The sequence below is a fragment of the Clostridium sp. CM041 genome (genome assembly GCF_055081035.1).
This window is the reverse complement of the sequence record NZ_CM143648.1, coordinates 1,143,623-1,158,064: the sequence shown is the minus strand read 5'-3', so window position 1 is coordinate 1,158,064 and position 14,442 is coordinate 1,143,623. Positions and strand designations below refer to the sequence as shown.

15 protein-coding genes are annotated in these 14,442 nt (G+C 30.5%); 10 read left to right on the top strand and 5 right to left on the bottom strand.

Going from position 1 to position 14,442, the window contains the following annotated elements; translation table 11 throughout:
* Window positions 1-74: 74 nt before the first annotated feature.
* Both ACWJJT_RS05545 and ACWJJT_RS05540 read left to right on the top strand, forming a co-directional pair.
* Window positions 75-671: a sensor histidine kinase gene (locus ACWJJT_RS05545; protein ID WP_462956319.1), complete on the top strand. Its 597-nt coding sequence runs from the start codon at window positions 75-77 to the stop codon at window positions 669-671.
* A gap of 236 nt (window positions 672-907) precedes the next feature.
* Window positions 908-2,101: a phospholipase C gene (locus tag ACWJJT_RS05540; protein WP_462954071.1), complete on the top strand. Its 1,194-nt coding sequence runs from the start codon at window positions 908-910 to the stop codon at window positions 2,099-2,101.
* Window positions 2,102-2,229: 128 nt separating this feature from the next.
* Here the strand turns inward: ACWJJT_RS05540 and ACWJJT_RS05535 are convergent, their stop codons facing one another.
* On the bottom strand, window positions 2,230-2,883 hold the full coding sequence (locus ACWJJT_RS05535; protein ID WP_220286638.1) for a pentapeptide repeat-containing protein: 654 nt from the start codon (window positions 2,881-2,883) through the stop codon (window positions 2,230-2,232).
* Window positions 2,884-3,334: 451 nt separating this feature from the next.
* Here ACWJJT_RS05535 and ACWJJT_RS05530 point away from each other — a divergent pair, with 451 nt between their 5' ends.
* The 6 genes from ACWJJT_RS05530 (at window position 3,335) to ACWJJT_RS05505 (ending at window position 8,668) form a co-directional block, all read left to right on the top strand.
* Entirely contained in the window at window positions 3,335-4,249 is a 915-nt protein-coding gene (locus tag ACWJJT_RS05530; protein ID WP_216303826.1) for an ABC transporter ATP-binding protein, read from the top strand.
* A gap of 7 nt (window positions 4,250-4,256) precedes the next feature.
* A complete protein-coding gene (locus tag ACWJJT_RS05525) occupies window positions 4,257-5,093 on the top strand; it encodes an ABC transporter permease (RefSeq protein WP_216303827.1) in 837 nt (278 codons plus the stop codon).
* A gap of 210 nt (window positions 5,094-5,303) precedes the next feature.
* Entirely contained in the window at window positions 5,304-6,215 is a 912-nt protein-coding gene (locus ACWJJT_RS05520; protein WP_462956318.1) for an ABC transporter ATP-binding protein, read from the top strand.
* 2 nt (window positions 6,216-6,217) lie between these two features.
* Window positions 6,218-6,955: a hypothetical protein gene (locus tag ACWJJT_RS05515; RefSeq protein WP_462956317.1), complete on the top strand. Its 738-nt coding sequence runs from the start codon at window positions 6,218-6,220 to the stop codon at window positions 6,953-6,955.
* A 128-nt stretch (window positions 6,956-7,083) separates the two neighbouring features.
* On the top strand, window positions 7,084-7,758 hold the full coding sequence (locus ACWJJT_RS05510) for a response regulator transcription factor (RefSeq protein ID WP_462956316.1): 675 nt from the start codon (window positions 7,084-7,086) through the stop codon (window positions 7,756-7,758).
* Between the two features lies 1 nt (window position 7,759).
* Complete coding sequence (locus ACWJJT_RS05505; RefSeq protein WP_462956315.1) at window positions 7,760-8,668, top strand: sensor histidine kinase; 909 nt, start codon at window positions 7,760-7,762, stop codon at window positions 8,666-8,668.
* Between the two features lie 222 nt (window positions 8,669-8,890).
* On the opposite strand, the gene ACWJJT_RS05500 is transcribed toward ACWJJT_RS05505, so the two are convergent.
* Window positions 8,891-9,400 carry a GNAT family N-acetyltransferase gene (locus tag ACWJJT_RS05500; RefSeq protein WP_462956314.1) on the bottom strand — a complete coding sequence of 170 codons (510 nt, stop codon included), beginning with the start codon at window positions 9,398-9,400 and terminating at the stop codon, window positions 8,891-8,893.
* Between the two features lie 286 nt (window positions 9,401-9,686).
* Window positions 9,687-10,103, bottom strand: a complete 417-nt coding sequence (locus ACWJJT_RS05495) for a 2-thiouracil desulfurase family protein (protein WP_462956313.1) — start codon at window positions 10,101-10,103, stop codon at window positions 9,687-9,689.
* A gap of 351 nt (window positions 10,104-10,454) precedes the next feature.
* Here ACWJJT_RS05495 and ACWJJT_RS05490 point away from each other — a divergent pair, with 351 nt between their 5' ends.
* Window positions 10,455-11,711, top strand: coding sequence for a DNA polymerase Y family protein (locus ACWJJT_RS05490; protein WP_462956312.1), 1,257 nt, complete (start codon window positions 10,455-10,457; stop codon window positions 11,709-11,711).
* A gap of 130 nt (window positions 11,712-11,841) precedes the next feature.
* The gene (locus tag ACWJJT_RS05485) at window positions 11,842-12,105 is read left to right on the top strand and encodes a hypothetical protein (RefSeq protein ID WP_165414698.1); all 264 of its coding nucleotides are present in this window, start codon (window positions 11,842-11,844) and stop codon (window positions 12,103-12,105) included.
* Window positions 12,106-12,412: 307 nt separating this feature from the next.
* On the opposite strand, the gene ACWJJT_RS05480 is transcribed toward ACWJJT_RS05485, so the two are convergent.
* Window positions 12,413-13,690, bottom strand: a complete 1,278-nt coding sequence (locus ACWJJT_RS05480) for a sensor histidine kinase (protein ID WP_462956311.1) — start codon at window positions 13,688-13,690, stop codon at window positions 12,413-12,415.
* An 8-nt stretch (window positions 13,691-13,698) separates the two neighbouring features.
* A complete protein-coding gene (locus tag ACWJJT_RS05475; RefSeq protein ID WP_462956310.1) occupies window positions 13,699-14,412 on the bottom strand; it encodes a LytR/AlgR family response regulator transcription factor in 714 nt (237 codons plus the stop codon).
* Between the last annotated feature and the right edge of the window lie 30 nt (window positions 14,413-14,442).

Genomic DNA, 14,442 nt, shown 5'->3' with positions numbered 1-14,442 from the left:
AAATTTTAATCTATTCAAAAAAAGAGGTAGAATGGTCTCTACAAGAAATAGAATATAAAAAGCAGATCTTTTATATGAACAATATACAAGAGTTAATTCATACATTAAGAGCACAGAGACATGACTTTAACAACCATATCAGTTGTATCTACGGGCTTTTAAAGACAGGAGAAATAAATGTCGCAAAAGAATATTCTGAAAAACTAGCAAATCAAACATCAGAAATTAATACTATTCTAAACATAGATATTCCTATTATTGCAGCACTGTTAAATTTCAAGTTATCTATCGCAAAAGAAAGAAAAATTGAATTGTATATAGATATAAATTTACCTAAAAATATTAAAATAGATCCTGTGAATATCTCTATACTTTTAGGGAATGCACTAGATAATGCCATAGAAGCTTGTAAAAATATAGCAAATGGAAATAAGTTTATTCGAATCAAAATGTATATAGAAAAAGTACATCTAATCATTAAAATTACCAATAGCACAAACAAAGCAACACAGGAGGGGACAGGGGAACATAAAACAACACATCCCGATAAGGAAAACCATGGGTTCGGACTTGAAAATATAAATTACATAGTAAACAAATATGATGGTTTAATACAAATAGAAGAAGAAGAAAATTTATTTATACTGAATATTGCCCTATTAATAAAATGACAGACAGATTACCCATAAATTTACAAAGAAATATTCGATTATGACATTTCAACAACCAATCATGCAAACTCTATTTAAACCTTTACACAAATATGTATAATTGTAATAAAAGAGGCAATATTTAATTTCGAATCAAACAATTTATTAAACTTTCCAAAAGAAAATATGTAAATCAAAGATAATTTAGTAGATTTACTTATAAAAATAATGAAAGTAGAAAAGGGGGAAATGTAATTATGAAGAAAACAAAACATTTGATTATATTAATCTTTACAGTTGCAACATTTTTTATGACAGGTACAGCTTACGGTTGGAATGGTAATAAGGATGGAACAGGAACTCATGCAGTGATTACGGATCAAGCAATGGAAATGTTAAATAACGACTTAGATCCAGGTGAACCACAGAAAGTAAAAGAAAATGTAGAACTTTTAAATCAATATATTAATGACTTGAAAGTTGGGTCTACTTACCCAGATTTTGATCCAAATGGATATGATTTGTATCAAGACCACTTCTGGGATCCAGATACAGGATATAATTTTACTCATACGGCGCCATGGTATACTAGTTATACGGTTACAGAAACAGCAGACAGTCAAAGTAGAAAATTTTCAGCATTGGCTTTAAATGAATGGAAAAAGGGGAATTACCAAAATGCTTCAAATCTACTTGGACAAGCTATTCACTACTTAGAAGATATCAACTGCCCTTATCATGCTGCGAATATTACGGCGGTAGATAGCGCAGGACATGTCAAATATGAGACATATGCTGATAATAACATAGGGAAATACCTTCTTAATACAATGAATGGAACAACTAAGCAGCCAGTATATGCAAACGTTATTACAACGGCTGATTTTTCAAATTGGATTACAAAAAACAATACTTACTGGGGAAAGCTTTCAAAATCATTATATTTTTCCAAATCTACTATGTCTAACTCATATGCAGATTGGGATTATTCGCTAGGAGAAGCACTACCAAATTCTCAAAAAAGTATAGCAATGTTCCTATATAGGTTTATAAATGAAGCAGCGAATACTATACCAGCAGCATCACTTAACTTTAATCAATTACAAGTTGTTATTAAAACAGCAGACTTTGATTATGCAAGTACAGACGATTATGTTTACTTTGGCATTGAAACACAGGATGGGCAAAAATTTGAATTGCCCTTGGACAATCCGGGGAATGATTTTAAAAGAAATCAAACAGACAGCTATAATTTGACTTTACCTAAAACTATTAATGCAGATACTATTACAAATACATGGTTAAGAAAAGCTATATATACCGCTCCGGGAGATGATTGGAAGCCTGAAAATATAAAGGTAATCATTTGCGGAGAGGTAAGACAAGATTTAAATATTACTCCAGTGTTAAGCGGAAATGTTAAATATACGATGCCTTTTAGTTTGAAATAAGAGTGATAGAAATGCTATGTATTTAGTATTTTATAAAAGTTGAAAATAATTTTTTCAAAAAAACATCATATAAAAGGGATTTCTAAATATGGAAATCCCTTTTGCATGCACTCGATAAATAAAGGTGATTATTTAACAATGAGACCTAGTATGCTCGATATAGAAACGGCTTGCATAGTGGTAACTATTGCGCCCTTAACATCAGCAATGTTTACTCCTATACCTTCAAGATTGCAACTGGTAAAATCTATTCCTTTAAGACTTGTAAAATTAAATTGAGCCTGGAGTAGATTAGACTCTTGAAATTCAACTTTTAAAAATTTTGAATTTTGAAAATCGGAAGAGCGTAATTGACATTGAAGGAATGCGACTTGTTTACAATTAGAATAACTAAAAAAAGCAAATTGACCGTTACAATTTTCAAAAATCACATTTCTCAAGGTAGCTTCATTTAAATTAATACCAATAATCTTACAATTTACAAATTCTACTCTATGTAACGAAGCCTCATTAAAATCTACATTTGATAAATCACAATTTTCAAATCTCACATCCATAAGTTCTATACGTCTAAAAGCTATTTTATTAAAAATAACTTTTTTAAATATAACTTGTTTAAAATTTACCATGTCTGCTTTATGGTTTTCTAAAGAGCAATCACTAATTTTTCCATAAGAAAATATAGCTTCATCCACTATGTTTTCTTTAGATAACTCTAGGATATCTAAATCGCTATCAAAGGTAGGTCTTAAAATCTTCGTTTTTAGTTTAGTGTTTTCCATGTGTATTACCTCCATTTTAATCTAAAAACAAATAACCCTACGTAAGGGTATGCTCTAAACGAACATTTCATTTATTCTTTCTCTATAATTATAACATTTTTTCACTAAATAAAAAGTTAAAGGACTGTCTTTTGTAGGGCAAAATTTTGGAGCAGAAAAGTGGGATAGAATTTATAGGAGATTTTAGAGGTTGAATAATATAGTGTCTATGATATACTTTAAAAGTAAAAATTATTTATGTTTTAAAAATATGAGGTGAGTGAATATGATGTATCCACATGGAAATATGTAAGGGCTATACTTTTTATAAAATAAGTTGTATTTAGGCGAATTATCGGTATAATTTTAGATAGGAAAGCAGATCATGTAAGCGAAGCAAATTTCGCTTTGAGCATTGTGTATCTGCTCGTTATGTTAGTTTTGTAATTATTCAGTTGATAGGAGTGATACCATGAGAAACATAATAGAAGTTAAGGATTTTGTAAAGAAATATGATAAATTCACAGCAGTCGACAATGTTTCATTCGAGGTAGAAGAGGGAAGCATTTTTGCGTTTTTAGGTCCAAATGGAGCAGGTAAAAGCACAACCATCAATACTCTGTGTACCATATTTGATAAGACATCAGGAACCCTGACTATTGACGGAAAAGACGTTTCGCATGAAAAGGATGATGTTAGAAGTGTTATTGGGGTTGTTTTTCAGGAAACGACATTGGATAATAAAATGACCGTTCTTGAAAATTTAATTATGCATTGTCATTTTTATGGTATACCCAAAAGTGAAGTCACAGAGCGTATCCAATTTGTTTTAAATTTAGTGGATTTACTGGAGTGGAAAAAAGCAATGGTAAGCAGTCTGTCCGGCGGGATGAAACGTCGTGTGGAAATAGCCAGATCGCTACTACACTACCCAAAAGTATTGTTCTTAGATGAACCAACCACAGGTCTTGACCCTCAAACAAGGGCTCATATATGGAATTATATTGTAAAGCTTCAAAAGGAGAAGAATATTACTATTTTTTTAACTACGCATTACATGGATGAGGCCGAAATTTGCAGCAAAGTTGCCATTATGGATGGTGGTAAAATAGTTGCAATGGACACTCCGTATCGTTTGAAACAGCAATATACAAAGGATAAAGCAAATATTACAACTAGTGACGAGCAAGGTCTTGAGGCACTGCTAGACACTGCGGGGTTTAAATACATGAAAAAAACTGGTTATTATTCGATTGAAGTTAATAGTATACCAAAATTGATGGAGTTATTAAGTCAGCAGAAAGAGTCGATAACGGATTTGGAAATTAAAAAAGGCACATTGAATGATGTATTCTTAGAAATTACCGGAAAAGATATAAGGAAGTGAGAAATTTATGGATATTATATTAGCTTTATGGTTTAGAAACATTAAAATTTTTGTTCGCAATCGTGTTCAGCTTGTTTTCACGATTATCATGCCATTCTTCTTTTTATATGTGTTTAGTTCGATATTTAAAAATGACAATATTCAAAATCCAGTAAACTATATGCTCGCAGGTATTGTAATAACGACCGTCTTTCAAACTTCCCTTACTATTGCGACAAGTACAATTGAAGATATTGTTTCGGGATTTATGAAGGAGGTGCTAGTAAGTCCTGTTAAAAGAATTCAGATTGCCGCCGGTCAGCTATTATCAGCAGCAACAATAGCAACCATGCAGGGTATTATTATTCTAATGATTGGTTATTTTATAGGGCTTAAATTCACATCCTGGATAACACCATTTGCGGTAATCTGCGTGATGATTGTTGTTGGACTTGTGTTTTCGGGGTTAGGATTGTTTTTAGCAGCTCTGGTTAAAAATTCACAAACTTTTCAAATTGTAATAACGGCGATAACAATGCCGATGACATTCCTTTGTGGCGCATATATTCCGCTTTCAATGTTACCAAAAACAATGCAATATGTTGCTTATCTCAATCCAATGACATATACAACAGCATTTTTTAGAACTATCATACTGGAAAAGACGTCTTTAACAACCGATCAAATGGTTGCGGAACAGCTTGCTTTTAAAATAGGGGATTTTGTAATTACACCTCTTATTAGCATGGCGATTGTAATCATTTTTGGGATCGTGTTTTTACTATTATCAACCTATGTTTTCTCAAGGGTGGATTTTTCAACAATTAATCGCTCAAAAAGTAAAGAGGCTGATATATGGAGTTAGTAATAATATGAGCAATGAGTATTAGCTAAGCAAAGTAATAAAGATAAACCTATATGTTCTGATATGACTGACGCTGATAAAAAGGCGTTAGTTTTTTTTAATGTTATATTAATGTTTTTCATACTTTACAGAAAGGCTTTTACTTCATACTAAATATAACAAAGCCAATGGTAAATAAAAAATAACCAACAATATAATGGAGGATTATAAATGAGTAAATGTATATTAAAGGTAAATAATTTAACTAAATTCTATAATAATGTGAAGGTACTAGATGGGGTTTCTTTTACAATTGAACAAGGAAAAATATATGGGTTTATAGGAGAAAATGGTGCAGGAAAGACAACTACCATAAGGATATTAGCAGGTCTTTCAGAAGCTACGGAAGGAGAAATTGAGATTTTAGGGATGGCAGAGAGAAAACAGTTAGAAGCCGTACGGAGGCAAATGGGAACATTAGTTGAAAAGCCTATTCTATATGATTCTCTTTCGGCAGCTGACAATATAAATATGCAATGTATGCTTTATGGACAGAAAAATGCTAATATTGGACCTCGATTATTAGAAAAAGTAGGCCTTGCAAATGTAAAGAAAAAGAAAGTGAAGGATTTTTCACTTGGTATGAAGCAAAGGCTTGGCATTGCAATGGCCATGGTTCAAGAACCTAAGATTCTCATTTTGGATGAGCCAGTAAATGGTTTGGATCCATTGGGCATGGTTGATATAAGAGAGCTGCTAAAATCACTAAATAAAGAATACGGTATTACAATTATTATTTCTAGTCACATATTAACTGAATTATACCAACTTGCAACTGATTATATTATTATTCATAAAGGTAAAATTGTGGAGTTACTGACATTAGAAGAGTTGAACGATAAATGTAAAAAACATATTATTATTGAAACAGATGAGGTTCTGAAAGCTACTGAAATAATTAGGAAAAAATTAGAAACAGAAAACTATAAAGTATCAGAGGATACAATTAAACTTTATGATTGTATAGATGATGTTAAAAATGTTGCAAAGACATTATTTGATGGTGGAATTTTAGTTACTAGATTTACAGTAGTAGGAGAAAATCTTGAAGAATATTATATTGATTTGTTGGGAGGTAAATAAGAATGAGCAGAATCTTGAAATGGGAATTTAGAGGATTGTTTAAATCGGGGAAATTTATAGGTACATTTATCCTTATGTTATTAGTAGGAGCCAGTTATATTGGCATTGGCATGGCCGATGGTGTGAAATCTGGATTTGATGGATTTATGGGTGCTAGTTATTTTGTTACTTCAACTTTGTATCTTGCAGGATCTGTCTATGCCGGAATTTATTTTACCTCAGCGTTTCTAGAAAGAATGATTCAAAGTGCAGTTATGGCTGGTAATAGCAGGTTTAAGATAGTAATAAGTAAATGTTTAGGTTATTATACCGCGCTGATAATTTTTATTTTATGTCCTATATTGATTGCGACTGTAACAATGACTGGAATACTCGGAGTTGGCACGATAACAACAGGTAATATTATTTTGGTTATGCTCCGAACTGTCTTATTGGTAATATTAGTAAATGTTGCCACTATGAGTGTTTGTATACCAATCTCGTTTTTTGCTAAAAGTATTGGGTTATCGATAGGAATAAATGTAGGAGTAATTCTTGTTTGGTACGGTTTGACACAATCTTTTATTTTAAATCCACAAGTTATGAAAGTATTGCAGTATACCTCAATGGGGCAGTCATTCTTAATTTTTGGTGAATTAAGCGGAAGTGATATTTTGAGAACCGTAGTTGTATCTGTAGTTACAATTTTTGCAAGTATTTTTGTAGCATATATTAAATTTAGAAAAGAAGAATTGAAGTAGATTTTTATTTTGTGATTACATTTGTTATTTCAGTAGTTTTTGGATTAAAAAGGAAAAATAATCTTTCAACTGGGGACAGAAGAATGGTATTATTAAATGTAATGAATACAATTTAAGGAGGCTCCATAATGTATAAAATTTTAATTGCAGATGATGAAAAAGATATTATAAAACTTTTGCGTTTATATCTTGAAAAAGATGACATTAAAATATATGAGGCCTATGACGGAATGACAGCTATGGATTTACTAAATGAATATGAAATAGATTTAGCTATTGTAGATATTATGATGCCTAAAATGAATGGATTTGAATTGATTAAAAAAATTAGAAAAACAAACAATATTCCAATTATGATTTTATCAGCAAAAGTTGAAATAGCCGATAAAATATTTGGTTTAGGGCTTGGCGCAGATGACTATATTACAAAGCCTTTCGATCCTATGGAAGTGACCGCTAGGGTAAAGGCAAATTTAAGGCGTTTTTATAGCTTAAATCAGATTAAGAAGGAACATACCTCAGAAATCAAAGTTAGAGATTTAATTTTAGATACAAATCAATGCATATTATTCAAGGGAGAAGCACAAATCGATCTGACCTGCGTAGAATACAGGCTGCTAAAATTGTTTATGGAGTCTCCGGGAAGAGTGTTTACCAAAGAACAACTTTTCGAATGTGGTTGGGGGGAAGTATATGTAGTTGATGATAACACCATACGGGTATGTATCAGTAAGCTCCGAAATAAGGTTGGTGAAGAAGAAATTAAAACAATTCGTGGTTTAGGATATAGATTGGAGAAATAATATGAAAACATTGAAAAAATATTTAACTTATATATTCATTGCACTTACAGTGGCAATGGCGTTTTTGAACTCTATAATCGAAAGCGTATTTAATACTGTAGCTGCTAATATAACGGATGAACATATAATGGGATTAGCATTAATTTTATACTTTATTGCAATTATTTTAGTTCTTGTTATTGGTGTCATTCTATTTGTTCATCTGATTAGTAAGAAAATTAAAGAAGAAAACATACGGTATAATCAAGAGAGGAATATGTTATTTGCCAGTATAGCTCATGATTTAAAGACACCTATTACAACCATCATGGGGTTTTCAAAAGCATTATATGATGAAGTGGTTGATGAAACAGAAAAAAAGGAACTCTTGAATTCGATTTATGGAAAATCCAAAAGGGTAAATGAATTATTAGATTTAATGTTTCAATACGCGAAACTTGATGGGCTGGATTTTGAAATGAACCTGCAAGAACTGGATGTAGGAAGACTTATTAGAGAGACAATAGCACTTTATTATAATGAATTTGAGGGAAAGGGCATCGAAATAAATATAGAAATACCGGAAAAACCTATAAAACTAAATTTAGACAATGTGGAGTTTTCTAGAGCAATTTCTAATTTAATTATAAATGCATATCGACATAATAAACCGGGAAGTAAAGTGGCTATTCGTTTGGAAGAAGACGATGGGATTAAAATTATAGTGGCAGATAACGGAGAAAATATTGACGATGAGATGAAGAAAGCTATTTTTAATCCATTTATTTGCGGGGATGAATCCAGAAACAGCAAAGAAGGGAGTGGACTAGGATTAGCCATAACGAAAAAAATAGTAGAAAAGCACGGCGGGAAAATCTTTATTGATTCTGATATAGATGGATATACGAAAGGGTTTGTTGTTCAATTATAATTTTAAAGTTAAAAATAAGTTCATTCAAAAATATAAAAAATGGAAATTATTTAGCTTCAGTACATTCAAATGTACAATAATAAAAAAGGCTTTAGTTAAGCTACAAGCCTTTATATATCAATGCTTTATGCAATTTTTAAAATGTAAAGTTTTAGTTAAAATCGTACATTCGGTTATGACGTAATTTAAGAAGAACATATAGTATGTTGACTAAAGATTAAATTATTCAGCAATTTTCATGCGCCACCAAATTTCCTCGTCTGTTTCCTTAAATTTTTCCATTCCACATTTTTGCAAAACCCTGTGTGAAGCAATATTGTCTTTTTCTGTTTCTGCAATGATAATAGAAACATCATGTTGACAAATAGCCCATTCACAAATAGACTGTGCGGCCTCGGTCATATATCCATTATTTTGATAGGTACTATTGATACCATATCCTATTTCAACCTCACCATTTTCATCTGGACATTTCATAAAACAAGCACTACCAATAGCCTTATTTTCTGATTTTAAAATAATCTGCCAATTTGTGTACCAACAATATATATCTCTATTTTTTACAGCTTCTTGATATAATCCCTCCATGGCTTCTTGAGTATCTCCATCTAAACATTCATTTGAAGCACTTAATTTTAACTCCTTCTCCATTTTATCAATTCCATCAAGCAATAATTTAAACTGATGAAGTGTCAAAGGTATAATTTTTAAACGTTCTGTACTTAACTCCATTTAATTTTTCTCCTTTTCTTTCTATATGAATAAAATATTCTATAATTAATTCGTCATTTTTTACTAATCTGGCGCAACTCATAGGAATATTATACCATTCGGTTATCCAAGCTGTCACAAATATTAAACTTCATATTTCGGCATAATTTTTAATTTATGTATGTTATAATGCGAATGCAACATATCCAATAGGGGAATATTAAATGAATAAAAACAAATTGTTAGCTAAGGTTGTGCTCATAACCTGTTTCATTTCGATAAGTAGTAACTTACGAATTGAGTAAACTTAAAAGTTATTGGAGTCTACTACCCTAATACCTTTTTCAATGATGGCTTCAGTAAATAAACCATGCCCCTCAATTAAAGTACCACTAAAAGACCCATCATAGATAGTATTTACACCACAAGTAGGACTTCTTGACTGTAATATTGCTAAATCTATCTTTTGTCCCTTAATTTTCTCCATTGCAAGGGCTACCCCTTTGCGATATTCTGCATCTACGTTCTCACCATTCTCAGACATTACAATGCCATTTACTATCTCAGCACATGCCCTTGGGCATTTCATACCTGTCAGCAGTTCAGGACATATTTCAATCACAGTATGTCTTTGTATAAATTCAACTACACTTCTATTCAAATTATTTCCGCCATTATATTTGCAGTTTTGGCCTATTACACAGGCACTTACTAAAATATTCATGTACATCTCTCCCAACAATTCGGATTTATCCACGCATTATATAAATAATGTTTACTTCACAATAATTGACTGTTGCGACAAATACAATTATTTAATTATACTATTATTGCCGTAAATTGGATATAAAAAAGAATGTATGATTTTAACCAAATATTAAATGGCTACATAAGAATTTAAAACTTGAGATTATAAAAATAATCTGAAATTTTCATTAACTACGAAATAATATTTTTGCGTATGCTACCCCAAATTTGCTTTTAAAAAGTAAGCAAGTAGTATATAATAAATATAACGAACTGATGTTCTAACATGAGTAAATTAAGATTAATAAAAAGGAAGATGATTTATGCTATGAGTAAATTAATATTTCATATTGACGCAAATAGTGCCTATCTATCATGGGAAGCTGCGTATAGACTTCAACAAGGTGAGCAGTTAGATCTTAGAACAGTACCATCTGTAGTAGGCGGAGATGAAGAAAGCAGGCATGGAATTGTTTTAACTAAATCAATGCCTGCTAAAAAATTTGATATTCACACAGGAGAGACGTTATATAGTGCAAGGGCTAAGTGTCCTGGAATAATAATTGTACCTCCAAGATATTCATTATATATGAAATGTAGCGAGGCTATGCATCAAATATTTTTAGAATACACTCCAATTATTCAGCGTTTTTCAGTTGATGAAAGTTTTTTAGATTTTTCTAATATGGAACATTTATATCCTGACTATTTGAAACTCGCTGAAACTATAAAAGAGAGGATAAAGAATGAGCTTGGGTTTACAGTGAACATAGGGATATCAAATAACAAACTGCTTGCAAAGGTAGCAACAGATTTTAAGAAGCCAGATAGAATTCACACACTTTTCCAAAATGAAATAAAAGATAAAATGTGGCCATTACCTGTTGAAGATTTATTTATGGTAGGTAGAGCGACAGCACCTAAATTGCACAATTTAAATATTAATACTATTGGGGAATTAGCAAATTATAATTTAGATATTTTAAAGAATAAATTTAAGAGTCACGGTCAAGTTATTTGGAATTATGCCAATGGCATCGAATTTTCAGAAGTCCGCAAGAGCAATTATATTAAAGTGAAGGGTATAGGCAATTCTACAACAATAGCTTTTGATGTGGAAGATAAAGACACGGCTCATAAAGTATTACTATCCTTATGTGAAACAGTTTCCATGCGTTTAAGAGATTCACACAATTGTTGTACTGTGATAAGTATAAGCGTTAGGGGTAGCGACTTAATATTTTATTCTCGTCAAAAGAAAGTAGCTGTAGCAACTGACTCTACTCGCAAAATATATGAAATAGCATGCTATTTATTTGATAATGTTTGGAAAGGTAATCCAATAAGACACTTGGGGATACATATCACAGACTTTTGTAGTAATGAGTTTTATCAGTGTTCGTTACTAGATAGTTTTGATTATGAAAAAGATAAAAAGATAAATGATACCGTTGATAAAATAAGATTAAAATATGGGCCAAAAGCTGTAGTTCGGTCTTGTTTTCTTCATTCAGGACTAAATAGTATGTGTGGTGGAATGGCAGATGGTGAGGAAGATTATCCATTAATGAGCGCAATACTTTGAGGAGGTTTATAATAAATGAAGGTTTTAGCATTACCTATAGAAATGGTAAGGAATTTAGCAATTAATAGTTTTGTACAATATTGGTTTATATATGGAGAAAACTAAATATATAATGGTGGTGTAATTTATTATGAAAATAATCGCAAAACCTATCGAAATGATTTGTTGGTTTGATAAAAAGGGTATTATTCATCCTTTGAAATTTAGATTCGAAAATCTAGATGACTCCAATTCTGTAGTGAAAGTAGACAGGGTCATAACCAGGGATAAGGAAAAATTGGCTGGAAATGAAATGTTAGTATTTAGGTGTCAAAGTATTATAGCAGGTATAGAAAAAATATATGAACTTAAATTTGAAGTTAGAAGTTGTAAATGGATGATCTATAAAATGTGAATGAATATAACTAATTACTATAGACATAAAATTTACGGCATTTCTAGTTTGCAATTTACTTATATTTTAAAATTGAGAGCAAAAATTTTGCTCTTTTATTAGTTAATTTAGAGTATACTACAGACGAACGCTAACTAATAGCCATAAAGTTTATTGAAATTGCTATTTTGTTAAAACCAAGGTAGATATAATACTTTCAATGTAATAAGTCATGCTAGGCACATTGTAAGCTATAGCTCTTGGCAAAGGCATTTTGTGCAAGAATTCACACAACAACAGATGGTTATTTAAATATTAGTAAAAATCTTTACACCTTTATAAAAAGTGTTATTTTAAAAGTATTATCTGTATATTCTGTATCAATATCCCCGCTATATTTAGATACCACAGTTCTAATGATATCCACGCCATATCCATGTATTAGGTTATTTTTTTTATTAGTGATAAATCTCAGGCCATTTACTTTTATCTGATTTATCTTTGAGTTTTCAACCTCATAAACAAAATATCCTTTATCTGTATTTGACTTAATATTTATAAATCTGGAGTTTTTATCTTGTATTTTTGAACATGCATCTATTGCGTTATCAATAGTATTAGAGAATATGCTACATAAATCTGGTTGAGAAATATTTAATTGCTCAGGAACATAAATATTTATGTTAACATTTATACCTAAATCAATAAGCTTTTTGTGTTTGTTATTCAAAATTGAATTTACTACTTTATTCTCACAAAATGTATGAATTGACATAGAGCTTATACTTTCTGTCACATTGCCTAAGTAATGCCTTGCATCTTCAATGTTACCCTCATACAAAAATGAGTTTATAACCCCTAAGTGATTTTTCATATCATGCAATATTTTCTTTGTGATATTCTGATTTTCTTCTATATCCATATAATGTTCCATCTGCATTACTAATTGTTTATTTAAGGAGTCAGCTTCGGAACCTAAAGCAATTTCTTTAATAACATAAAACGTAGCAATAATGCCAAAAATATATAAAGTCATTATCGTAATGACAATGAGGTTGTAAAAGGTGGTTACTTTAAATATAAAAGGAACAATGCTAAAAACAATGGAGATGAAGGTAGCTAAAGACATAATACATATGAGTGCCCATATTTTGCTAGATAAAATTTCTTTAGCCCATAATACAACCTTATAAAGAGCAAAATATATTAAAATAAAAATCAGAACTCTTAAAGAAGATTCAATTATGTCATTAAATCTATATTTGTAGATTGGGAAAAAAGAAGCTATTCTAGCAGCCAACATTTTCACACTTACAGAGATAGTTGAAACCATGGACACGGCACAAATCCTTTTTATTTTTACGTCTTTATAAAAGATTAATCCTATAATCAAGTAGATAACAAATGAATATATAATATTTTCGATATCTCCTGACATAATAGGTATCATACACATCACAAATAAGGCAAAAAAATTTAATGCAGAAAACATTTTCGAGTCTCTTTTCGTTAAAAATGCATTAAGTAATTTAAATAAAATAATTGTTTCTATAAACGAAATAATAATTAAAATAATGATTGGAATAATAACTGCAATTATCTTCATAAAGCACCCTACCTCAGTATTTGTTTTGCAAACGTTATTAAAGTTTTTTTATATCTGTTTCTACTTATTGGAACGTTGTATCCAATTGTAGTAATAGCATGATTTTGCTCAATGCTATTTATATTAGTTAAGTTTATTAAATATCTTTGGTGACAGCGTATAAAATTTCTATTAATAAGATCTTTTTCTACATCATCAAGCTTTGAATAAAATTCATATTCCCCCTGCTTACAGATTAGTCTAATAATCCTCTTATCACTAAAAAAATACACAATATCCAAAAAGTTAATTTTATGAGTTTTATCTTTAAAATTTATTATATACACATCACTATTTATCATATCCAAACTATCGAGAGCTTCTTTAAATACCTTAGCTATTTTGTCAATTTTAAAAGGTTTTAGTATATAATTGAAGGCTCTGACGTTATAGCCTTCGAATACATATTCCATAAGTCCTGTTACAAAAATAATTATAGCAATTTTATTTGTTTTTCTGATTATTTTGGCAGTATCTATTCCTGATATCTTTTTCATTTGAATATCTAAAAATATTATATCAAATTTATATGAATTGTTTTTTATGGTATTTATAAGCTGTTCTCCGCTTTCATAATCGTTTATTTTAGCATCAAGGTTGTTTTCTTTAATCTGGCCTGCCAGAATATTTTTTAGCATATTCCTTTGTTTAAATTCGTCTTCACATATAGCGATTTGTAACATAAATGTTGTTCCTCCAATCTTTTAAGAAAA